We start from the raw sequence: 22,381 nt of genomic DNA, 5'->3' as shown, positions 1-22,381 counted from the left end.
CGTGGCTAGCGTGGAAGCGCCGTGAGACGCCTCATTCGCTGGTGGCCCCTGATTGGCCTGACTGCCTGCTCGGGTCCGGACGCGCCGGATGCCGCGGTCTGTCGGGATGTCGTCGTCCGGCTTTGCCGGTCGGCGGTAGCCTGTCCCGGCGTGGCGGTGCAGCTTGACCTGGGGCTGGGCTGCGAGGCCACCCTCCTCCAGCGGACGGGCTGCGAGGGCGACGCCTTTGCCTTCGCATCTCCTTCGCGGGAGCGCGTCCTGGAGTGCCGCGAGCCTCTGCTCAGCTGGGGCATGTCCACGGACCACCCCCCGACCTGTGCGGACGCGACGCGGTTTCTCACCGAGTGCCCGGACGTCGCAGGCTTCTTCCGGGAGGGCCAACCATGAAGCGTCTGGGGGCGGCGGTGTTGGTGATGGCGGTGGGGTGCGCGCCGCTGGACGTGGAGCGGAGGACGGAGCGCGGGCCGCTCTTGCGGACCTACTCCCAGGAGAAGGCGCTGAACGAGCGCATCCCCTTCGCCACGACGCAGGTGCAGTGGCCCCAGCTCACGCTGGCGTTCTCCTCGTCGGACATCTGCCGCACCGAGCAGCATGGGGAGTACGCGGAGGACATCATCTCCACGCACAGCAACACGGGCGCGGCGGCGGCGGTGAGCACCGGAGGCCTTCTCACGGTGCTGGGCGGGACGCTGCTGGTGGGGCGCACGCTTTTCTCGGACACGCCGAACCGCTCCGCCATCGATGAGCAGGGCCGTTACGGCGCTTCCAGCCGCGACGTCGCCACGGGGTGGGGGTTGGGGCTGCTCATCGCCGGTGTGCCCGCGGTGGTGGCTGGCATTGTTCAGCTCTCCCGCAGCGGCGAGACGCGGGAGACGCGCAAGACAGATGAGCTGCTGTCCTTGCGAGAGGTGCCCTGCCTGCCCAAACCCGTGGACGGCGTGGTGGAGCTGGCGGGAGGACCGGGCCCGCAGCCTCCGCCCCGGCTCACCCTCAACGGGGCGCTGGTGCTGACGGCGGACGAGATTCGGCGGCTGTCCTTCGTCGGACTGGCGCTGGATGGTACGCCCGTCACGCTGGAAGAAGAGGACCTGGACCGGCTGGAGACCTTCCGCACCTGCGCGACGCTGCTGGCCACGCCGGTGGACCCGGAGGCGCTGGCCGGAGAGGCGCGCTCACACCCGGACCGGCTGCGGATGAAGCGGGAGCTGGCGCGGGGCTGCACGACGCTTCCGGGCGCTCCGGCACAGCCCCTGCTCGAAGCCATCGAAGGCGCCCTCGGGAGCACCGCCCTCTAGGGGCGGCGTGTCCTCCCGAGGGGCACCGCGTCGCTACGGACCGACGACAGCCAGCGCGCTGCGGTCGAAGTCGATGATTTTGCGCGCCACCTCGCGCACGTCGTCCGCCGTCACCTTGGCGACGTGGTCCGCGTAGTGGAGGAAGTTCTCCAGGCCCAGGCCGTAGCAGGTGTCCAGCGCCAGCAGCGCCGCGCGCGAGCCGTTGCGCTGCAGGCCAATCTCGTGCGTGCCGATGAGGTGCTGCTTGGCGCGCGCCAGCTCCTCGGCGGGGATGGGCTCGTCGCGCACGCGCTCCAGCTCCGCGCGGATGCCGGCCAGCGCCGCGTCCACCTTCTCCGGGCTGGTGCCCATGTACGTGGCGAAGTAGCCCGGATCCACGCCTTCGATGGCGAACGAGCTGACGCTGTACGCCATGGAGCGCTTGTCCCGCAGCTCCACGAAGAGCCGCCCGCCCTGGCCGGACAGCACCGTGGAGAGCACCTCCAGCGCGTGCTGCTGCGGGTCGCCCACGCGGATGCCCGGGAAGCCGAGCACCAGGTGCGCCTGGGCCCGCGCCAGCACCTTCTTCGCCTCGCGAGGCCCCTCCAGGGGCGCCTCCAGCGACACCTTCGGCGGCGGGGCCGCCTTGCCGCGCGACGCGCCGAAGTACTCGCGCGCCAGGGCCATCACCTCGTCCACCTTCACGTCGCCCACCACGCTGAGCGTCAGCTGCGACGGGTCCATGTGCGCCGCGTGCCACGCGCGCAGCAGCTCCGGCGTCAGCTTCTCCACGGACGCCTGCTCACCCGTGGTGGGCATCCGGTAGGGGTGCGTGCGGTAGATGGTCTTGCTGAACAGGTCGAAGGCCACGCTGGACGGCTTGTCCTCGCGCGTGAGGATGTCCTGGAGCAGCAGCGTGCGCTCGCGGGCGACCTCGGCCTCCGGGAACGAGGGATTGAGCAGGCAGTCCGCGAAGAGGCGGAAGGCCGGCTCGAAGTGGCGCGACAGGAACTCACCGCGCAGGCCCACCGAGTTGCGCCCACCCTGGCCACCCAGGCTGCCCGCGTACGCGTCGATGAGGTCGGAGACCTCCTCCGCGTCGTGCGTCGGCGTCCCCCGCGTGATGCTGCGGGTGAGCAGCGTGGTGATGCCGTTGTCCTCCGGCGTCTCGTAGCGCAGACCGCCCGCGAAGGCGGCGCGGATGGCGAACAGCGGCACCGCGGGCTCCACGCGCACGACAATCGTCGCGCCCGACGGCAGCTTCTCCGTGATGATGTCGCTGGGGCCAGCGCTCGTGCCCTTCAGGATGCGCACCGGCGAGTCACTCACGGCCACCTTGCGCGGCTTGCGCTCGGGCGGCGCCGCGGCGGGCGCGCGGTCCACGGCATCCAGCACCTCGTGCACCTGCGCCTCCGTCAGCGGCGTGCCCTCCGGCAGCAGGCCGGTGACGACGGCGCGGTCGAAGCGCAGGTAGCGCTCGGCGGCGGCGCGCAGGTGCTCGGGCGTGAGGTTGCGCACGGCCTCGTAGTAGCGGGCCTCCGCCTCCAGGCTGCCCATGCCGGACTGGTAGAAGCCCATCTTCCGGGCCACGCCCTGCACCGTCTCGCGCTGGTACACGGCCTCCGCTTCCACCAGCGCCTTGGCCGTGGCCAGCTCCTCCGCCGTCACCGGCGTGGCGCGCAGCGTGGCCAGCCCCCGCGCCGTCTCCTCCAGCGCTCGGACGGCGTTGGCGGGCTGGAGCGTCAGCGACGCGGAGAAGAGGCCCGGGTCCGTGGGCGTATACGCGAAGGTGTGGATGTCGTTGACCAGGTTGTGGCGGCGCTTCACCTCGCGCACCAGCCGGGACGCGTCCCCCTGGCCGGCAATCATCGCCAGCACGTCCAGCGCGGGCACGTCCTCGTGGTCCGCCTGGGGAATCCCGAAGGCCAGGTGGAGGTAGGCCTCCTTCACCTCGTCCGGGCGCAGCAGGATGCGTCGGCCCGTGGCCACGGGCTCCGGGGCGCGCGCTACCCGGCCCTCATACGGCCGGCCCCAGTCGCCGCCGAAGATGTCGTCCACCCACTCGCGCAGGTCCGCCTCGCGCAAGTCTCCCGCCACCGACAGCACCAGGTTCTTGGGTGTGTAGTGGCGGTGGTAGAACTCCAGCACCTTCTCCCGCGTGAAGCTGCGCACGCTCTCGTCGGTGCCGATGACGGGCAGCCGGTAGGGGTGCACCTGGTAGGCGGTGGAGAAGAGGTCACGCGAGGCGCGGCGGGACGGCGTGTCCTGGCTGCGCTTGATTTCCTCGCACACCACCTCGATTTCGCGCGACAGCTCGCCCGCGTCGAAGGCCGACCGGCGCACCGCATCGCCCAGGATGTCCAGGCCCATCCGGGCGAACTGGCTGGCGATGACGATGTGGTAGACGGTCTGGTCGTAGGAGGTCCAGGCGTTGATTTCGCCGCCATGGGACTCCACGTCCCGGGCGACCTCACCGGGGCCGCGCCGCTCGGTGCCCTTGAAGAGCATGTGCTCGTGCAGGTGGGCCAGTCCTGCCTGGTCCGGCCGCTCATCGGCGCTCCCGGCCTTGACCCAGACCTGGAAGGCCGCGACCTTGGCGGCGTGCTGCTCCTCGAAGACGACGGTAAGCCCGTTGGGTAGCGCGTAGCGGATGGCCATAGAAACTTCCGAAGCTGTCACCGGCCCACCGAGAGGGCAAGGCGAGGTGTGATGTTTTCCCTCACTGGCTAACGCCCGGGGGCCTCGGCGTCGAGGGGACTGTACGGCTGCCGTCCGACCGGATGGACGGACTTCGGACGCGCACATGCCCACGCGTCTCTGGTCGTGAGCCCGTTCGGGGGGTAACCTGCGCCCGCCCATGCCGTCACCTCCGGAAGAGGTGGATCCGCTCGCGGACCTGCGCGAAAGCCTGGACCTGGAAGACACCGGTGCCTCGGTGGCCCCCGCCGCCCCCGCTCCCGTGGCCTCCAAGCCCTTGCCAAAGCCACCGCCCTCGGCTCCACCGCCCGCCGCTCCGCCTCCGTTGCCGCCGCGCCGTCCGGCCGCCCCCCTGGCCGCCGTGCCCAAGGGCACGGGAGCGCCCGCGTCCCCGAAGGCGCCCGCGTCCCCGGCTGCCGCTGCTGCGGCCCCCGCCGCCCGCGCCGCGCGGGCCCCGGGGAATGATCCATTCGGTGAGCCGCCCGAAATCCGGATGCCCATGGGCGGCTCGCCCGAGGACAAGCTGGAGTACTTCCGGGCCGTGGTCCGCCAGAAGACGGAGACCCTGGCGCGGGCCCGGACGCTGTACGCGGAGCGCGACGGCGAACTCAACGGCGTGAAGCAGTCGCTGACGCTGGCGCGCAAGGAGCTGGCGGAGTCGAAGGCCAGTGTCTCCGCCTTCCAGGAGGAGCTGGCCCGGGCGGAGGCGGAGTCCCGGTCGCGGCTCGTCAGCCTCCAGGAAGAGCTCTCCGCGGTGGAGGCGGACCGCAAGGACCTGTCTCGCGCGCTGGCGGAGGTCGAATCCGACGTGCCGCGCCTGACGACGGAGCTCCAGGAGGAGCGCGAGGCCCGTGGCGCCGTGGCCGAGGAGCTGATTGGCGCGAAGGAAGCGCTGTCGCTGGCCCAGGACCGCGTGGCGGAGCTGGCCGCGGAGAAGTCCGAGGCCCAGGGCGCCCTGGAGGCCGTCCAGGAGCAGTACCAGCAGGCCATCGCCGACGTGGAGCGGCTCACCACCGAGCTGGAGGCGGCGTCGGCGGAGAAGGACTCGCTGAGCCTGCGCTCCGCGCAGCTGGAGGCCGCGCTGGCGGAGGCCCAGTCAGGGCTGAGCGCGCTGGAGAGCGAGAGCGACTGGTCCAAGAGCTCGCTGGAGGAGGCCCAGGGCCGCGCGGGCACGCTGGAGGCCGAGCGCGACGAAGCGCGCAAGCAGCTGGCGGTGGTGGAGGACGGGCTGCGCACCCTGCAGGAGCAGGTGGCGGAGCTGGAGCGTTCGCTGGCGCTGAAGGACGCCGAAATCGTGGGCCTGCGCGCGGCGCTCACCGCCCGCACCACCGAGGCCGCGGAGCTGCCCGCGCTGCGTCAGGCGCTGGAGGCGCGCACGGCGGAGCTGACCCAGCTCAAGGCGAAGCTGGAGGCGGAGGCGGCCAAGGCCGAGGAGCGCTCGCTGGCCCTGGAAGAAGGGTTGGCACAGGCCAGTGAGCGGGCGCAGCTGGCGGAGGGGGAGGCCGCGGCGCTGAAGGAGGCGCTGGAGGCCGCCGAGGTGGAGCAGGTGTCGTTGCGCGACCGAATGGAAGCGGACGCGGCGGCGCTGGGCGAGGCGGTGCAGCAGGCCGAGACGAAGGTGTCGGAGCTGACGGCGGCGGTGGAGGCCGCGCACGCGGACCATGCGTCGTGGAAGGAGCAGCTCGCCGCGGTGGAGCTGAAGGCGGCCACCAAGGACGCCGAGCGCGTCGGCCTGGCCGCCCGGGTGTCCATGCTGGAGGCGGCGTCCAGCCAGCGCGAGGCGGAGCTGGTGCGGTTGCAAGCCGAGGTGGCGAAGGCCCACGAGGCGCTGGCGCTGGAGCGTACGCGCCGCGAGGCGGCGGAGGTCGAGCGCACCGATGCGGAGGTGAAGGCGGCCCAGGCCGAGGCCCAGGTGGAGTCGCTGACGGTGGGGCAGGGCGGCGCCGAGGCGCAGGTGGCCTCGCTCACCGAGGAGCTGGAGGCCGCGCGCGCCGAGGCGGACAAGGTGGAGCGCCTCCAGGGCCGGCTGAAGATGATGGAGGGGGCCTTGGAAGGCGCGAAGGCCCAGGCCGCGTCGGCCGGCAAGTCGGACGCGGCGCGCGCTGCGACCGAGGCGAAGCTGGCGCGCAGCGAGGCGTCGCTGAAGGCCGAGGCGCAGAAGCGGGCCGACGTGGAGGCCTCGCTGCGAGCGGAGCAGGAGGCACGGCGGGCGCTCGAGGCGAAGCTGGCGGAGCAGCCGGGGGCTCCCTCCCAGAGCGCGGGGGCGCCAGCGGACTGGGAGGCGGAGCGCGAGCAGCTCAAGGCGGACGCGGCCAACCTCAAGCGCAAGCTGGTGGCGGCCGAGGCAGCGCTCGAGAACGCGGCGGGCTACAAGGCGAAGATTGCCCGGCTGGAGGCGCAATTGAAGGGCAAGAGGTAGAGGTTTTCCTTCATGCCTTTCGACGCGCCAGTGGATGCCCTCACGGGAATGCCGGCGGCCCGCTTCGGGCTGTACCTGCATTTCCCGTACTGCCTCGCGAAGTGCCCGTACTGCGACTTCGCGGTGGCGGTGGCGCGGCAGGTGCCGGAGGAGCGCTATGCCCGCGCGGTGCTGGCGGAGCTGGACACCCGGCTGGCCGCCGAGCCCTCGCTCGCGGGGAGGGTGCTCGACTCCATCTTCCTGGGCGGTGGGACGCCGTCCCTGTGGCACCCGCGCTACGTGGCCCAGGTGCTGGACGGCATCGCCGCGAGGCTGCGGGTGGCGCCTGGCGTGGAGGTGTCGCTGGAGGGCAATCCGGAGCGCGCGGACGCGGAGCGCTTCGCGGGCTACCGCGCGGCGGGGGTGAACCGGCTGTCGCTGGGCGTGCAGTCCTTCCAGCCGGAGACGCTCAAGGCGTTGGGGCGCGCGCATGACGCGGCCATGGTGGAAGTGGCCGTGGACGCGGCCCGGCGCGCGGGCTTCCCGGTGGTGGCCATGGACTTCATCTATGGCGTGCACGGGCAGACGGTGGCGCAGGTGGAGGCGGATGCGCGCCGGGCGGTGGCGCTCGCTCCCGAGCACCTGTCCACCTACGCGCTGACGGTGGAGCGCGACGTGCTGGCGGAGGACACGCCCCTGTCGAAGCGGCTCAAGCGCGGCGAGCTGGAGCTGCCGCCCGACGACACCGTGGTCGACATGGCGCGGGTGGTGCGCGAGGTGTACGGGGCGGCGGGGCTGCACCGCTACGAGGTGTCCAACCACGCGCGGCCGGGGTTCAGCTCGCGCCACAACGCGCTGTACTGGACGGGCGGGGAGTACCTGGCGCTGGGCGTGGGGGCCACGGGCATGCTGCTGTCGCCCCAGCCGCACCGGTACGTGAACCTGCGCAGCGCGGAGCGCTACCTCGTGGAAGCGGAGGCGGGGCGGCTGCCAGAGGACGGCCGCGAGCCGCTGAGCCCGGAGGAGCTCTTCGCGGAGCGCCTGGCCATGGGCCTGCGGCTGGTGTCGGGCGTGGACTGGGAGGCCGTCTGCGAGCGATATGGGCAGCCGGTGGAGCCCCGTCGGGCGGAAGTCGCGCGGCTGGTGGCGCACGGCTTCGCGACGCTGCGGGACGGGCGGCTGGCGCTGACGGAGAAGGGCGCGGACGTCCACAGCGCCGTGTGCGCGCGGCTGCTCTAGGCGGCGTCCACCGGAACGGATTTCGAGAGGCGTATGAGCAAGTGGATATTGTGGCTGTTCCTCACCCTGCTGACGGGCAGCCCGCTGCTGTCGCTGGGCCTCATCATCGTCATCATCTTCGTGGCGGACCGCTTCACGTGGCAGGTGCTGCCCAGCCCGGTGCGGATGCTCAAGCGCTTCCAGCGCGCGGGGCAACTGGCGGGCACCATCCTCACCAACCCGCATGAGCGGCGCGCGCGGCACGAACTGGCGGACATCCGCGTGGAGCAGCGCCGCTACGCCGAGGCGGTGGACATCCTCCGGCCCAACCTGGAGGCGGGCGACGAGGACGTGGACACGCTGTACCTGCTGGGCGTGGCCTACCTGGGCGCCGGTGACGCCCAGCGCGGCGAGCTGCTGCTGGACGAGGCGGCGAAGCTGGACGCGGGCCACAAGCTGGGCGCCATCGACCTGGAGCGCGGCCGTTTCCGGCTGAAGCGCGGCGACGTGCCGGGCGCGGTGGAGGCGCTGGAGCGCTACTGCAAGGTGCGACACGGCACGGTGGAAGGCCGCTATCTGCTGGCCAAGGCCCTGAGCCGGGCGGGCCGCGGCGACGACGCGAAGCGGATGCGCGACCTGGCCTGGTCCGAATACGTGGTGGCGCCCCGGTTCCAGCGGCGCCGGGAGCGCAAGTGGGCCTGGCGCGCGCGGCCCAGCCGGCCGTTGATGTACGCGGCGGCCGTGGCCCTGGTGCTGGGCCTGCTGGCGTCCATGTTGCCCCGGTTCGTCATGACCCCAGAGGGACACTACGGCGGCCGCTACGACCATGGCGCGCATGGCGAGCCACCCAGCGCGGTGGGGATGGAGGAGTACCAGGGCGAGTAGCGTTAGGCTCTCGCCCATGTTCCCCACGCCGTCGCAAGTCCTCCGCCAGCGGGAGGGAGTGCTGGCCGATACGCCGTTCCCCCTGCTGCTTCACGCGCTGATGGCGGAGGAGCGCACCTGCACGTTGGAATTGAAGGTGCGCCAGCGGGAGAAGCGCATCGTCTTCGAGGACGGCGCGCCGGTGGCGTGCCAGTCCAACCTCCTCCATGAGACGCTGGGCAAGTACCTGGTGGAGAAGGGCAAGCTGTCGGAGACGGACTACCAGAAGGCGCTGTCGGAGAGCATCTCCGCGGAGGTGCCGCTCAGCGGCCTGCTGGTACAGAAGGGCCTCATCAGTCCCTTCGATTTGTACAAGCAATTGCAGGCGAACCTGGCGCACAAGCTGCTGGACTGCTTCCGCTGGGTGGACGCGAAGTACCGGCTCATCGCCGACGTGGAGCCTCCGGACGCCAGCGTGCGGACGAACACGGGCCAGCTCATCCTCACGGGCGTGGCCAACGTGATGCCTTTCGACGCGGTGGCCACGCACTTCACCTTCACGGACGAGCGCCGCTTCGGGCAGATGCCGGGCTCGGAGGCGGGGCTGAAGCTGTCATCGAAGGACGCGCGGCTGTTCCAGGCGCTCCGGCTGCGGCCCACCTTCGGTGAGCTGATGGAGCGCACCGGCTTCGACACGGAGGGGGGGCTCCGGCGGTTGTACGCGCTGTGCCTGCTGGAGGTCGCGGGCTTCGTGGAGGACGTGGACGCGAAGGCGGCCCGGCTGAGCGCGGGGAAGGGGGCGGCGCCCGCCGCGCCCGAACCGGTGGCGCCTCCGGTGGCGGCGCAATCTCCGCAGGGGACGCCGTTCTCCGACGAGGACGAGGCGGCGCGCGATGCCCTGGTGAGCGCCTTCCTGTCGCACCGGAGCAAGGACCCCTTCGCGCTGCTGGACGTGCCCGAGGACGTGCAGCCGGTGCCGCTGCGCAAGGCCTTCCTGGCCCTGGCGGACCGCTACGCGCCCCTGCGCTTCCACACGCCGGAGCTCCGCGAGAAGGCGGAGGTGCTGCTGGCGGCCCATGCGAAGGCGTTTGGCGCGCTGTCGGACGCGGAGCAGAACCTGCTGTGGCGCAAGCGGCGCGCGGCGCAGCGGGAGAAGGACCGGGGCACGCGGCCCACCACGGCCGAACAGTTCCGCATTCGCACGGACTTGCTGGACGCGACCACGCAGTTCGACGAGGCGAAGCGCCGGCTGGCCGCGCGGAACCACGTGGGGGCCTTCGAGTACTTCGAGTACGCCTGCGACATCGACCCGAAGCCGCTGTACCAGGCCTACCGGGCCTACGCGCGCTATCTGATGAAGCCGGAGGCGCACGGACGGCTGGCGCAGCAGGAGTTGCAGGAGGTGCTGCGCCAGGAGCCCACGCTGGAGGAGGGCTGGGCCTTCCTGGGGGAAGTGGCCCAGGGTGAAGGCCAGTGGGGGCAGGCCGAAGACGCGTTCCGCAGGGCGTTCAAGCTGAACCCGAAGAACCGCCGCTACGTCGAACTCATCCAGGAGATTGTCCGCCGGCGCTAGGCAAGCCCTTGTCTGGCCGCCTGCCTGACAGGGTTTGTCTGGTGTTGGGTTTGGGGCCATTTCCAGTCCCTGCGGGTGGTAATTGTCTGGCGCCCGACATTGGATGTCATTATTTGCGGGCCGGGAGGGGCCTGGGTTTTCCTTTTTGCGGGGGGCGCTAGGTAGTCTTTGGCGCCATGGGCAGCGTTCGTGAGAGGAATCAGTCGGGCCAGGCGGCCGTCGAAGCTGCCATTGTCCTTCCCCTGTTCGTCTTCCTCATCCTGGGCATCCTCCAGCTGGGGCTGATGCACCAGGCCCGGCTGCTGACCAAGTACGCCGCCTACAAGGCTGTGCGGGCTGGGGTGCTGAACAGCGCCAAGGTCGAGGAGATGGAGAAGGCCGCGCTCGCGGTGCTGATGCCGATGCTGAGCGTTCCCGGGCAGCGGGGAGCCTATATCCCCCCGGTGGGAAGCGCGGCGGAGTTCCAGGCCAAGTGGCGTGACGTGTCGGGCAACCAGATTCCCGGTACGTCACTGAAGCACGCGCAGGTCACCGTCTGCGGCCCCACGCGGAGCGACGTCGGCGGAGGTGGGCCGGAGCTGGACTTCGATGACCCCCGGAACACCGCGCCCACGGGCTGGAAGGAGAGCCACCGCACCAAGCTGCGCGTCCAGGTGACGTTCAACTACCGGATGATCATCCCCTTCGCGGACTGGGTCATCTACCAATCCACCCGTGGCCGCGAGCTGCGGAAGGAATTGCGAATGTACCGCAAGCCGACCGACCCAAAGAAGCAGGGTGACAAACCGGACCGCACGGAGTCCCTCCTGGAGCAGGCGGCTGCGCAGAAGGTCTACATCACTCCCATTCGCGCCACCTACACCATGCGGATGCAGTCCAACTTCTTCCTCAACCGGGCAGCCCTCCCAGGGAGCAACGAATGCGTCTTCCCATTCTCCTACAAAGGCAAGGGGCCATGAGGGCCTCGGCCAGGAGACGCGCGCAGCGGGGGCAATCCATTGTCCTGGGAGCGCTGTCCTTCCTGGTGCTCGCGCTGATGGTGACGCTGAGCTTCAACCTCGCGCATGCGCTGCGCCAGAAGATGGGTTTGCAGCAGCACAGCGACGCGTTGGCGTACTCCATGGCGGTCCTGGAGGCGCGGTCGCTCAATTACTATGCAGTCAGCAACCGGGCCATCGCGGCTTCCTACGTCGCGATGAACAGCCTCCACGCATACATGGCGGCGGCGAGTGTGACGGGGTCGATGATGCGGGCCTCGGAGGCGAACTTCAAGGAGTTCGCAAGGCGCGAGAAGATCATGTGCAGTTGCAAGGGCTGCTACGAGCACTGCTTGCACGCCATGGAGGCGTCGAAGATCGCGGCCGAGTTCGCCAACGCGGGCCGTCAGTACGACCAGAAGGTCCGTGCCCTGGAGTCCAGCTTCAACGCCGCGATCCGGGGGCTCGACGTCATGGTGGACAACCTGCATGCCTCTCAGCGCGAGGCGCATTCCCAGACGCTCCAGGCCATCCAGGATGGCCGCAGCCATGGCCTGTCGCTCCTGGCGGACTACACCGCGCCGGACGTCGGGGCGCTGCCGCAAGCCGTGGGGGGGCTCAACGCGAATGAACTCAACTGCGCGGTGGATGGGATGAACTGCCGGGGGAGCGTGGAGAACGCTTCGCCCGAAGCGCTCGCCAGGGTCATGACGGAAATCTCCAACGCCACCCGTTCTGGCTGGCCGGCGGCACGAAAGACCGGAGCGCGCGGGGTTGCCAAGCCCCCGTACCTGCATGACGACGTCATCCGGGACCTTCGGGACATCGCACAGAAGAAGCCGTACACGGTGACCTCCCACGAGGGAACGGCGAAGTCGGTCCAGGACAAGGGGCAGGTCAACGAGGGCGGGATGCAGGACGGTAATCAGGGGACGACGGTCGCCGCGCGAGAGGAAGGGGCGATCCGGAACACCTGGGAGCACCAGCTCACGTCGACCACCGACTACGAGGCGGAAGTCTGGAGCGACGCCAACGGCGGTGACCATACCCCGGGTGGCGCGCACTCGGGCTCGCACAACTTCGAGGGCGTCAACGCCAACGCGTTGTCGGGCTGCGCCCGGTCGGGCAACTGCTTCATGAAGTTCCGAGCCAACCCCTCCTCTGGCAGGGATTGGGGGCAACCGCGCGTGTACAGCTACCTGACGCGGCGACTCCGGGTCGGCGACCCGAGCCGGGCGCCCTGGGAGTTGAACGCGTCGGCTCAGATTCAGCTGGACCATGGCGCGCAGGGGACAGCGACGCTGACGCTCGCGGCGCAGGAGGGCGTGGCGCTCTCCAAGGCGCTCGTCTACTACCACCGCTTCGGCGCGAACGGCTGGCGTGAGGCACCCAACCTCTTCAGTCCCTACTGGCGCGCGAAGCTGCACCCCATCTCAGCCGACGAGGCCGCGGAGGTCCTGGAAGCGGCGGGCAACACGGACGCGTCCCGGCTGGCGCGAGTCCCGGGGGTGTCCCTGTGAAGCGCGCATCCAGGCGAGGTGCCGCGGCCGTGGAGATGGCGGTGTGCATGCTCGTCATCGTCCCCGTGTTCCTCTACTCGCTGTTCCTCTTCGACCTGCTGCGCCACATGTTGGACTCGCAGGAGACCTCCCTGTCCACGGCCTGGGACTACACCGTCCTGGACTATGAGAAGGAGCCCGAGAGCGTCGCGACGGAGGACGGGGGGACGACGACGGAGGCCTTCTCCGGCTTCGAGATGGCGCAGGCCTATTCGCGGTACATGTACTGCGACCACGAGTCGGGTATCGACAGCTACGGCCCAGGAAAGGGTCCGGAGTGCAGCGCTACTCCCGATTCAGAAGACCACCACACGGACGTTGTCGCCCATGCGTGCTGGCTCAATCCTGGCGCACGGCAGGTGTACTGCACCCTGGATGCACAGGCCGTGGGCGCGTACGGAGTCTCACTCCACCAGTCCTTCATGGACACCTTCGGGCGGGGTGGCCTCATCCGGTGTTCCGCGCGCCTGGGCGTCCAGAACTACCTCTTGCCGGAGTCGTTCCTGCCGGAATTCTCCGAGGTGAAGCTGGCCAAGGAGAAGCAGGAGCGGGCCAACGGCATCCACAGAAACGCAACGGGCGAAAATCTCCCGGAGGGCCATGCCCGCGGCGACAACGTCTACCTGCTCCCCTGGGAGCAGATTGCCATCCTCACCGACACCTGGGCGCTCACGGAGCACGCGGACGTGCGGCCGGGCACCGCGGGTGGGCGAGGGATGCACGAGCGCGTCACCCAGCTCTACCAGAACGAGGACAACAGCGGCTTCACCGACATGTCGAGCGCGTCCGAGCGGTTGGTGAACCAGGCCATCAACTCGGGGCTCCTCCATGACAGCCTGAGGCTGGAGTCCCAGAGCTACAGGACGCCTGGGGACGATCCTCGCAATCCCAGCCTCGCCATCAAGCCCGACCAGAGCGGTGACGGCGCCGTGGAGCAAATCGAGCAGCAGGGAGGCCGCCGCCAGGGCTACTTCAGCAACGAGTGGCAGGACTGGGGGCGCAACAACAACCAGCGCACCTACGAGGCGCGTGGCAACTGGTATCTGGGGTGCGCGAGGTCGGAGTCGTGCTGATGCCCGTTGCCGCCTCGCGCCCCGTCGTCCGGATTCCCGCGCTGCTCTTCTCCGTGGCGGTGGTGGGCGGTCTCATCGGCTTCTCATGGGAGCACGCCGTCTACCGGGGCAGCGACAGCCATCAGGAATGGAGCCCGCCGGAGCTGGGCACCGACGTGGAGACATCCTCCCGTGGGTGGGGGCGCACGCCCGCGGAGGAGGCCATCCTCCAGCGGGCACTGGTCCACTTCCCGCCGTACCCCAACGCCACCCGTCCCGAACCGCTCGCCGCCGACTACCTGGGGCCCGGGGCGCCCATGGCGGTGGCGTGGTTCTCCACGCAAGACGCGCCCGCGAAGGTCCTGGAGCACTACACGCAGGCGCTGCTCGCCAAGGGGCTGCCGGTGCTGCACCAACGCCACGGAGAGAAGGGCGGCTACGTGGGCTACTGGAGCGCCGCCACGGAAGAGGTGCGGCTGGTGTCCACACTGGCGCAAGGGGGGGAGACGCTGGTGTTCGTCTCCGCCGGCCAGGTGGGCGCCATGCTGGCGCGGGCGGCGGCCGTGCCTGACTGGCTTCCCGTGCCCGGCGAACTCGCGGAGACGCGCACCGTGAACTTCAACCTGGAGGGCGCCTCGCACCACGTGGTGACGGGCCAGCTCCAGGCGGACTCGCCGGACGCGGCGGCACGGCGCTACGGTGCCCTCTTCCGTGAGCGCGGCTGGCAGGTGGGGACGCTCGCGCCGGTGGCGCCGAACGGCATCGCCTTCGAAGTGCTCAAGGAGTCCGTGAGCGGCCGCGCGGTGCTGCGCGGCCTCTCGCCGGGCCCGGGAGTCGAGGTCCAGCTCACGCTGCTACGCCGGAGCGTTGCCCCATGAGGAAGTCCCTGCGTCCGTCGCGGTCCGCCCGCGGCCAGTCCATGGTGGAGTACGCCATCGTCACCGCGGCCCTGCTGGGCTTCAGCACGATGGGGTGGCCCTTCCTGGTGCAGCTGCTCAACGCGCTGCACCGCTACTTCAACTCCATCTACTACGTCATCCAGGCCCCCATCTGAGGCACGGGGGCCTGGGCGCCCAGGGCTACGGCGTCACCGTGGTGACGAACTCCGCCTTGCCGCCGGAGACCTTGAGCACCACGGCCTCCTTCACCGCGTCGCGGTTGGCGTCCAGGGTGATTCTGCCCGTCACGCCCGGGAACTCCTTCGTCGCGGCAATCGCGTCGCGCAGCGCAGGGCCGCTCAGGTCCGGCGCGCGCTTCATGGCGTCGATGGTCACCCGCGCCGCGTCGTACGCCAGCGCGGCCACGCTGTCCGGCACGCTGCCGTAGGTGGCCTTGTAGCGGGCCAGGAACTTCTGGAGCAGCGGGTCCGGGTTGTCCGGCGAGTAGTGGTTGGCGAAGTAGCTGCCCTCCAGCGCGGAGCCGCCCAGCTCGTACAGCTTGTCGGAGTCCCAGCCGTCGCCGCCGAGCAGCGGCACCTTGAGCCCGATTTCACGCGCCTGCCGCGCGATGATGCCCACGTCCGTGTAGTAGCCAGGGACGAAGACGGCGTCCGGCTTCAGCCGCTTGAGGGACGTCAGCTGCGCGCGGAAGTCCGTGTCGCCCTTGGAGTAGCTCTCGTCGCCCGGCACCTCGCCGCCGAACTCCTTGAACCTGGTGGTGAACACGTCCGCCAGGCCCATGGAGAACGCGCTCTTGTTGTCGCGCAGCACCGCCACGCGGGACAGCTTCAGGTTCTCCCGCGCGAACTTCGCCATGGCGAGCCCCTGGAAGGGGTCGATGAAGCAGACGCGGAAGATGTAGTCGCCCTTCTGCGTCACTTCCGGCGCGGTGGACGTGGGCGTCACCATGGGCACCTTGCCCGCCTGCGCCTTCTCCGCCATGGCCATGGACACCGACGACGCCGCCTCGCCCAGAATCGCCACCACCTTGTCCTGGGTGATGAGGCGCGTCACGGCCTGGGCGCCTTCCTCCGGCCGGCCCTGGCTGTCGTAGACGCGCACCAGGAGCTTCTTGCCCTTCACGCCGCCCGCCTCGTTGGCCTCGTTCAGCGCCAGCTCGATGCCGTTGCGCGCGGACACCCCGAAGGTCGCCTCGCTCCCCGTGAGGCTGCCGACCTCACCCAGCAGAATCGTGTTCGAGTCCACCGGAGCGGCCGGTGCCCCGGTCGCCTGCCCCTCCGGCGAGGGCGCGGCGGGCGCGTTCTTCTTCTCGCAGGCCACCACGGCCAGGGCCAGGGTCGCGAGCAGCATCAGGGGACGGCGCATCGGCAAGGTTCCTCCGGGGGACGGTGGCGTCACCCTATCCCTCTCCCTCCCGCCCTCCAACCAGCGGCGCTTCAGGGACGGATTCAAATTGCAATGTGGACTGAAACGGTCCTGATTACATATGAGGTCCTCGTGGCCCGAGGTTTTTCGGCGCCTGGACCCAGAGAGGAGACACCCGCACCCATGCTCCGGATGAGCAAGATGACCGACTACGGCATCGTGCTGATGACCGAGCTGGCTCGCGCGGAGGGTGACACGCGCACCACCCGTGAGCTGGCGGCGCGCACGCGCGTGCCACTTCCCTCGGCCAGCAAGGTGCTCAAGAGCCTGCTCCAGGCGGCGCTCGTGGTGTCGCACCGTGGCGCCAACGGCGGCTACGGACTGGCACGCCCGGCCCATGAGCTTCCGCTGGCCGAACTGGTCACCGCGCTCGAGGGGCCGGTCGCCCTCACGGAGTGTGGCGTCCACACCTCCGGGGGTGCGCCCTGCGAGCTGGAGTCCGTCTGCCAGGTGCGGGGCCACTGGCGCCTCATCAACGACGCCATCCAGGAGGCCCTGGGGCGGCTGACGCTGGCGGACCTCATCGCCCCCGCGCCCCGCGTGCCAGAGCGCCTCGTGGGCCTGGGGACGCCCTCTCGTCCGGCGCCTTCCCCGGCCGCTGGCCACCCCCCTTCCGCTTCCGCGACAGGAGTCCGCTCATGAGCACCGAAACCCTCCAGGAACTGACGCGCCGCCCGTATGCGGCGGGCTTCGTCACCCAGGTGGAGTCGGACACGTTCCCCCCCGGGCTGGACGAGGACGTCATCCGCCGGCTCTCCGCGAAGAAGGGTGAGCCGGAGTTCCTCCTCGACTGGCGCCTCAAGGCCTTCCGCCATTGGAAGACGATGCGGGAGCCCACGTGGCAGGCCGTCACCTACGCGCCCATCGACTATCAGGCCATCAGCTATTACTCGGCGCCGAAGCAGAAGCCGGTGAAGGCCAGCCTGGACGAGGTGGACCCGGAGATTCTGCGCACCTACGAGAAGCTCGGCATCCCGCTGCATGAGCAGAAGCTGCTGCAGAACGTGGCGGTGGACGCCGTCTTCGACTCGGTGTCGGTGGCCACCACGTTCAAGGACAAGCTGGCCAAGGCGGGCGTCATCTTCTGCTCGTTCTCCGAGGCCGTGCGCGAGCACCCGGAGCTGGTGAAGAAGTACCTGGGCACCGTCGTGCCGTACTCGGACAACTACTTCGCCGCGCTCAACTCGGCGGTCTTCAGCGACGGCTCGTTCGTCTACATCCCCAAGGGCGTGCGCTGCCCCATGGAGCTGTCCACGTACTTCCGCATCAACGCGGCGGAGACGGGCCAGTTCGAGCGCACGCTCATCGTCGCGGAGGAGGGCTCCTACGTGAGCTACCTGGAGGGCTGCACGGCGCCCCAGCGCGACACCAACCAGCTCCACGCCGCGGTGGTGGAGCTGGTGGCCTTGGACAACGCCACCATCAAGTACTCCACGGTGCAGAACTGGTACCCGGGCGACGCGGAGGGGCGCGGCGGCATCTACAACTTCGTCACCAAGCGCGGCATCGCGCACCGGGCGGCGAAGATTTCGTGGACGCAGGTGGAGACGGGCTCGGCGATTACGTGGAAGTACCCGAGCGTCATCCTCAAGGGGGATGACTCGGTGGGCGAGTTCTACTCGGTGGCGCTCACCAACCACATGCAGCAGGCGGACACGGGCACGAAGATGGTGCACATCGGGAAGAACTCCCGCAGCACCATCGTGTCCAAGGGCATCTCCGCCGGCCGCGGGCAGAACACGTACCGCGGGCTGGTGAAGGTGCTCAAGAGCGCGGAGAACGCGCGCAACTACACGCAGTGCGATTCGCTGCTGCTCGGTGACAAGTGCGGCGCCCACACGGTGCCGTACATCGAGGTGAAGAACGCGTCGGCGCAGGTGGAGCACGAGGCGTCCACGTCGAAGATTGGCGAGGACCAGCTCTTCTACTGCCGGCAGCGGGGCATCTCGCAGGAGGACGCGGTGTCGATGATCGTCAACGGCTTCTGCCGCCAAGTGTTCAAGGAGCTCCCCATGGAGTTCGCGGTGGAAGCGCAGAAGCTGCTCGGAGTCAGCCTGGAAGGGAGCGTGGGGTAGGCATGGCGCTTTTGACTGTTCGCAACCTGCACGCCCGCGTGGCGGGCAAGGACATCCTCAAGGGCATCGACCTGGAGGTCGCGCCCGGCGAGGTCCACGCCATCATGGGCCCCAACGGCTCCGGGAAGAGCACGCTGGCCAGCGTGCTGGCGGGCCGTGACGGCTACGAGGTGACGCAGGGCGAGGTGCTGTTCGACGGCAAGCCGCTGCTGGAGCTGTCGCCCGAGGCCCGCGCCGCCGCGGGCGTGTTCCTCGCCTTCCAGTACCCGGTGGAGATTCCGGGCGTGGGCAACATCCACTTCCTTCGCACCGCGCTCAACGCGCAGCGCCGCGCGAAGGGGCTGGAGGAGCTGGACGCCATGGACTTCCTCCAACTGGCCAAGGAGAAGTCGAAGCTGGTGCAGCTCGACGCGGCCTTCATGAACCGCTCGGTGAACGAGGGCTTCTCCGGCGGGGAGAAGAAGCGCAACGAGATTTTCCAGATGGCGGTGCTGGAGCCGCGGCTGGCCATCCTCGACGAGACGGACTCCGGCCTGGACATCGACGCGCTGCGCACGGTGGCGGGCGGCGTCAACGCGCTGCGCTCGCCCGAGCGCGGCATGGTGCTGATTACGCACTACCAGCGGCTGCTCGACTACATCGTCCCGGACAAGGTGCACGTCATCGCGGCGGGCCGCATCGTCCGCTCCGGCGGGCGAGAGCTGGCGCTGGAGCTGGAGGAGAAGGGCTACGGCTGGCTGGGGCTGGACGGTGGAAAGAAGGCGACGGCGGAGGCACGGCGATGACGGCCGCCCTGGCGCACTACCTGGACGTGGCCACGCGCTTCCAGGCGGCGCCCGAGCAGGCGTCCGCGCCGCAGTGGCTCAAGCGCCTGCGCGCCGATGCCCTGGGCCACTTCGAGCGGCAGGGCCTGCCCACGACGCGTGACGAGGCGTGGAAGTACTCCCGGCTGGGGGCCATCGCGGAAGGCGCGTTCATTCCACGGACGGATGTGCCCCGGGACAGCGCCCACCTGTCGGCGGTGGTCGCGCGGCTGGGCCTGCCGGGGCCCCGGTTGGTGTTTGTGGACGGGCGGCTGGCGCCGGAGCTGTCGTCCGTGGCGGGCCTGCCGCGCGGACTGACGCTGAAGCCGCTGCGGGACGCGGTGCGTGAGGACGGCGAGCTGCTGGAGTCCTTGCTGGGGCAGCGGGCCCTGGCGAACGAGCACGCCTTCACCGCGCTCAACGCGGCGCTGCTGGAAGAGGGCGTGCTGTTGCGGCTGGCGCCGGGCGCGCTGAGCGAGGTGCCCGTGCAGGTGGTGTTCCTCACGCGCGGCGACGCGCCGGTGCTGTCCAGCCCGCGCATCCTCGTGGTGGCGGGGGAGAGCAGCGAAGCGACGCTGGTGGAGACGTATGCCAGCGCGGGCCCCGCGGGCTCGGCGGCGACGTTCACCAACGCGGTGACGGAGGTGACGCTGGGCGACAACGCCAGCCTCCACCACTACAAGCTCCAGGTGGAGGCGGACGCGGCGCTGCACGTGGGCGCGCTCCATGCGCGGCAGGGGCGGGACAGCCGCTTCGCCTCGCACGCCTTCGCCTTTGGTGGGGCCATGGCGCGCAACGAGGTCCACGCGGCCTTCGCGGGCGAGGGTGGCGACGCGACGTTGAATGGCCTGTACGTGGGGCAGGGCGCGCAGCACCTGGACAACCGCACGGCGCTGGACCATGCGGTGCCCCGGTGCACCAGCCGCGAGCTGTACAAGGGCGTGCTGGATGGCCATTCACGCGGCACCTTCCACGGGCTCATCCGCGTGCGGCAGGACGCGCAGCGCACGGACTCGCGGCAGCAGAACCGCAACCTGCTGCTGTCGGAGTCGGCGCAGGCGGACGCACGGCCTCAGCTGGAAATCTTCGCGGACGACGTGAAGTGCGCGCACGGCGCGGCGGTGGGGCGGCTGGACGCGCAGGCGCTGTTCTACCTGCGCTCGCGCGGCGTGCCCCAGGCAGAGGCGGAGCGGCTGCTCACCTACGCCTTCGCTCGCGAGGTGGTGGAGGCGGTGCCCGCTGGCCCTGTGCGCGCGAACATCGAAGCGCTCCTGGCCTCGAAGCTGCCGGGCGCGGCGCAGCGCGAGGTGACGGCATGAGCGGCTTCGACGTGAACCAGGTCCGCAAGGACTTCCCCATCCTCCACCAGGAGGTGCGGGGCCGGCCGCTGGTGTACCTGGACAGCGCCGCCACGGCGCAGAAGCCGCAGGCCGTCATCGACGCGCTGGTGCGCTTCTACCAGCACGACAACGCCAACGTGCACCGCGGCGTCCACGTGTTGTCCGAGCGCGCCACGGAGGCGTACGAGGGCGCGCGCGAGACGGTGCGCCGCTTCATCAACGCCCGGGACGCGAAGGAAGTCGTCTTCGTGCGTGGCACCACCGAGGCCATCAACCTGGTGGCGCAGACGTACGGGCGCAAGCACATCGGCGCCGGGGACGAGGTGCTCATCACCCAGATGGAGCACCACGCCAACATCGTCCCCTGGCGGATGCTGTGCGAGCAGACGGGCGCCGTGCTCAAGGTCATCCCCGTGGATGACCGGGGCGAGCTGGTGCTGGACGCCGTGGACGCGCTGCTGACGGAGCGCACCCGCATCCTCGCGGTGACGCACGTGTCCAACGCGCTGGGCACGGTGGTGCCGGTGAAGGAGCTCACGCGGCGGGCCCACGCGAAGGGCGTCCCCGTGCTGGTGGACGGCGCACAGGCGGTGACGCACTTCCCCGTGGACGTGCAGGACCTGGGCTGCGACTTCTACGCCTTCAGCGGGCACAAGATGTTCGGCCCCACCGGCATCGGCGTGCTGTACGGCCGCAAGGAGCGCCTGGAGGCCATGCCGCCCTATCAGGGGGGCGGCGACATGATCCTCTCCGTGACGATGGAGAAGGTGACGTACAACCGGGTGCCGTACCGCTTCGAGGCGGGCACGCCCAACCTGGAGGGCGCGGTGGGGTTGGCGGCGGCCATCCGCTATCTGGAGGCGCTGGGGATGGAGAACGTCGCCGCGCACGACCGGGAGCTGCTGGCCTATGCCACGAAGGCGCTGGCGTCGGTGCCGGGGCTGCGCATGGTGGGCACGGCGCGCGAGAAGTCCGCTGTGTTGTCCTTCATGCTGGCGGATGTCCACCCGCACGACGTGGGCACCATCCTGGACCGCGAGGGCATCTGCATCCGCACGGGCCACCACTGCGCGCAGCCGGTGATGCAGCACTTCAAGGTGCCGGCCACGTCCCGGGCGTCGCTGGCGCTCTACAACACGCGCGAGGACGTGGACGCGCTCGTCCGTGCCCTGCACAAGGTCCTGGAGGTGTTCCAGTGAGTGCGTCAGATGACTTGAAGGACCTCTATCAAGAGGTCGTGCTGGAGCACTCCAAGCGGCCGCGCAACTACCGCGTGGTGGAGGGCGCCACCGCGGAGGCGGCGGGCCACAACCCGCTGTGCGGTGACCAGTTGGTGGTGACGCTGAAGGTGGAGGGCGGCGTCATCAAGGACGTGGCCTTCCAGGGCCAGGGCTGCGCCATCTCCAAGGCGTCCGCGTCGTTGATGACGGGGGCGGTGAAGGACCGGACGCGCGCGGAGGCGGAGGACCTCTTCGAGCGCGTCCACAAGCTGGTGACGGAAGGTCCGGAGTCGGTGGACGTGGACGCGCTGGGCAAGCTGGCGGTGCTGTCCGGCGTCAGTGAGTTTCCCGCGCGGGTGAAGTGCGCCAGCCTGGCCTGGCACACGCTGCGCGCGGCATTGGAGGGACACGGCGAGGCCGTGTCCACGGAGTAGGGGTGGAGGGCCACATGCGAGGAATGATGGCGGTGCTGGAGCGCGACGTGTCCGCGACAATCATCCCCAGCGGGGACCGGGTGGTGCTGCCCGAAGGCGCCGAGCTGCGGGTGACGCAGACGCTCGGTGGCAACATCACGGTGCAGGACCCCTACGGTCAGCTCTTCCGCATCGACGAGAAGGACGGCGGCGCGCTGGGCGAGGAGTACGCCCCCAAGGAGAAGGTCGCCGGCGACCCCAGCGAGTTCAACGAGGAGCAGGTCTGGGAGCAGCTGCGCACGGTGTATGACCCGGAGATTCCGGTGAACATCGTCGAGCTGGGCCTGGTGTACGCGTGCAAGGCGGAGCCGCTGCCGGAAGGCGGGCAGCGGGTGGACATCCAGATGACGCTCACCGCGCCCGGCTGCGGCATGGGGCCGGTGCTGGTGGAGGACGTGCGCACCAAGGTGGGCTCGGTGCCAGGGGTGGCGGAGACGCGCGTGGAGCTCGTCTGGGACCCACCCTGGGGGCAGGAGCGGATGTCGGACGTGGCGCGGCTCCAGCTCGGTTGGATGTAGCCAAGGGCCGGTGGCG

General features: G+C 70.2%; 20 protein-coding genes. 18 read left to right on the top strand and 2 right to left on the bottom strand.

The features are described from left to right. The first annotated feature begins 150 nt into the window (after nucleotides 1–150). Both HNV26_RS38500 and HNV26_RS19940 read left to right on the top strand, forming a co-directional pair. A complete protein-coding gene (locus tag HNV26_RS38500; protein WP_253816822.1) occupies nucleotides 151–387 on the top strand; it encodes a hypothetical protein in 237 nt (78 codons plus the stop codon). Further along, a complete protein-coding gene (locus HNV26_RS19940; RefSeq protein WP_253816821.1) occupies nucleotides 384–1,295 on the top strand; it encodes a hypothetical protein in 912 nt (303 codons plus the stop codon). Before HNV26_RS38500 ends, HNV26_RS19940 begins: the two co-directional genes overlap by 4 nt. A 33-nt stretch (nucleotides 1,296–1,328) precedes the next feature. On the opposite strand, the gene HNV26_RS19935 is transcribed toward HNV26_RS19940, so the two are convergent. Then, nucleotides 1,329–3,932 carry a M16 family metallopeptidase gene (locus tag HNV26_RS19935; RefSeq protein WP_171441724.1) on the bottom strand — a complete coding sequence of 868 codons (2,604 nt, stop codon included), beginning with the start codon at nucleotides 3,930–3,932 and terminating at the stop codon, nucleotides 1,329–1,331. A 199-nt stretch (nucleotides 3,933–4,131) separates the two neighbouring features. On the opposite strand from HNV26_RS19935, the gene HNV26_RS19930 reads away from it, so the two are divergent. The 9 genes from HNV26_RS19930 (at nucleotide 4,132) to HNV26_RS19890 (ending at nucleotide 14,666) form a co-directional block, all read left to right on the top strand. Then, nucleotides 4,132–6,390, top strand: coding sequence for a coiled-coil domain-containing protein (locus tag HNV26_RS19930; RefSeq protein WP_171441723.1), 2,259 nt, complete (start codon nucleotides 4,132–4,134; stop codon nucleotides 6,388–6,390). A gap of 12 nt (nucleotides 6,391–6,402) precedes the next feature. Then, complete coding sequence (gene hemW, locus HNV26_RS19925; RefSeq protein WP_171441722.1) at nucleotides 6,403–7,608, top strand: radical SAM family heme chaperone HemW; 1,206 nt, start codon at nucleotides 6,403–6,405, stop codon at nucleotides 7,606–7,608. A gap of 33 nt (nucleotides 7,609–7,641) precedes the next feature. Continuing rightward, on the top strand, nucleotides 7,642–8,472 hold the full coding sequence (locus tag HNV26_RS19920; protein WP_171441721.1) for a tetratricopeptide repeat protein: 831 nt from the start codon (nucleotides 7,642–7,644) through the stop codon (nucleotides 8,470–8,472). A gap of 16 nt (nucleotides 8,473–8,488) precedes the next feature. Next, complete coding sequence (locus tag HNV26_RS19915) at nucleotides 8,489–10,024, top strand: DUF4388 domain-containing protein (RefSeq protein WP_171441720.1); 1,536 nt, start codon at nucleotides 8,489–8,491, stop codon at nucleotides 10,022–10,024. Nucleotides 10,025–10,200: 176 nt separating this feature from the next. Further along, entirely contained in the window at nucleotides 10,201–10,983 is a 783-nt protein-coding gene (locus HNV26_RS19910) for a TadE/TadG family type IV pilus assembly protein (protein WP_171441719.1), read from the top strand. Next, nucleotides 10,944–12,521, top strand: a complete 1,578-nt coding sequence (locus HNV26_RS19905; protein WP_171441718.1) for a hypothetical protein — start codon at nucleotides 10,944–10,946, stop codon at nucleotides 12,519–12,521. Before HNV26_RS19910 ends, HNV26_RS19905 begins: the two co-directional genes overlap by 40 nt. Then, nucleotides 12,518–13,633 carry a hypothetical protein gene (locus HNV26_RS19900; protein WP_171441717.1) on the top strand — a complete coding sequence of 372 codons (1,116 nt, stop codon included), beginning with the start codon at nucleotides 12,518–12,520 and terminating at the stop codon, nucleotides 13,631–13,633. Before HNV26_RS19905 ends, HNV26_RS19900 begins: the two co-directional genes overlap by 4 nt. Continuing rightward, nucleotides 13,633–14,490 (top strand): hypothetical protein, encoded by an 858-nt coding sequence (locus HNV26_RS19895; RefSeq protein ID WP_171441716.1) that lies wholly within the window; start codon nucleotides 13,633–13,635, stop codon nucleotides 14,488–14,490. The genes HNV26_RS19900 and HNV26_RS19895 overlap by 1 nt, the downstream gene beginning before the upstream one ends. Beyond that, nucleotides 14,487–14,666, top strand: coding sequence for a hypothetical protein (locus HNV26_RS19890; protein ID WP_011551270.1), 180 nt, complete (start codon nucleotides 14,487–14,489; stop codon nucleotides 14,664–14,666). The genes HNV26_RS19895 and HNV26_RS19890 overlap by 4 nt, the downstream gene beginning before the upstream one ends. A 25-nt stretch (nucleotides 14,667–14,691) precedes the next feature. Here the strand turns inward: HNV26_RS19890 and HNV26_RS19885 are convergent, their stop codons facing one another. Further along, on the bottom strand, nucleotides 14,692–15,876 hold the full coding sequence (locus HNV26_RS19885; RefSeq protein ID WP_171441715.1) for an ABC transporter substrate-binding protein: 1,185 nt from the start codon (nucleotides 15,874–15,876) through the stop codon (nucleotides 14,692–14,694). A 183-nt stretch (nucleotides 15,877–16,059) separates the two neighbouring features. On the opposite strand from HNV26_RS19885, the gene HNV26_RS19880 reads away from it, so the two are divergent. Genes HNV26_RS19880 through sufT form a run of 7 tightly spaced genes read left to right on the top strand, consistent with a single transcriptional unit; the run spans nucleotide 16,060 to nucleotide 22,365 of the window. Further along, nucleotides 16,060–16,578, top strand: a complete 519-nt coding sequence (locus HNV26_RS19880; protein ID WP_171441714.1) for an SUF system Fe-S cluster assembly regulator — start codon at nucleotides 16,060–16,062, stop codon at nucleotides 16,576–16,578. After that, entirely contained in the window at nucleotides 16,575–18,011 is a 1,437-nt protein-coding gene (sufB, locus tag HNV26_RS19875) for a Fe-S cluster assembly protein SufB (protein WP_171441713.1), read from the top strand. Before HNV26_RS19880 ends, sufB begins: the two co-directional genes overlap by 4 nt. A gap of 2 nt (nucleotides 18,012–18,013) precedes the next feature. Continuing rightward, complete coding sequence (gene sufC / locus HNV26_RS19870) at nucleotides 18,014–18,796, top strand: Fe-S cluster assembly ATPase SufC (protein ID WP_171441712.1); 783 nt, start codon at nucleotides 18,014–18,016, stop codon at nucleotides 18,794–18,796. Then, nucleotides 18,793–20,133: a Fe-S cluster assembly protein SufD gene (sufD, locus tag HNV26_RS19865; RefSeq protein ID WP_171441711.1), complete on the top strand. Its 1,341-nt coding sequence runs from the start codon at nucleotides 18,793–18,795 to the stop codon at nucleotides 20,131–20,133. Before sufC ends, sufD begins: the two co-directional genes overlap by 4 nt. Next, nucleotides 20,130–21,353, top strand: coding sequence for a cysteine desulfurase (locus HNV26_RS19860; RefSeq protein WP_171441710.1), 1,224 nt, complete (start codon nucleotides 20,130–20,132; stop codon nucleotides 21,351–21,353). Before sufD ends, HNV26_RS19860 begins: the two co-directional genes overlap by 4 nt. Continuing rightward, nucleotides 21,350–21,808 (top strand): Fe-S cluster assembly sulfur transfer protein SufU, encoded by a 459-nt coding sequence (sufU, locus tag HNV26_RS19855; RefSeq protein WP_171441709.1) that lies wholly within the window; start codon nucleotides 21,350–21,352, stop codon nucleotides 21,806–21,808. The genes HNV26_RS19860 and sufU overlap by 4 nt, the downstream gene beginning before the upstream one ends. Before the next feature lie 14 nt (nucleotides 21,809–21,822). Continuing rightward, nucleotides 21,823–22,365 (top strand): putative Fe-S cluster assembly protein SufT, encoded by a 543-nt coding sequence (gene sufT, locus HNV26_RS19850; protein WP_140860970.1) that lies wholly within the window; start codon nucleotides 21,823–21,825, stop codon nucleotides 22,363–22,365. The last annotated feature ends 16 nt before the right edge of the window (nucleotides 22,366–22,381 follow it).

The sequence above is a fragment of the Myxococcus xanthus genome, from assembly GCF_013116825.1.
GTDB classification, from domain to species: Bacteria; Myxococcota; Myxococcia; order Myxococcales; family Myxococcaceae; genus Myxococcus; species Myxococcus xanthus_B.
This window is presented reverse-complemented; position numbering and strand designations above follow the sequence as displayed.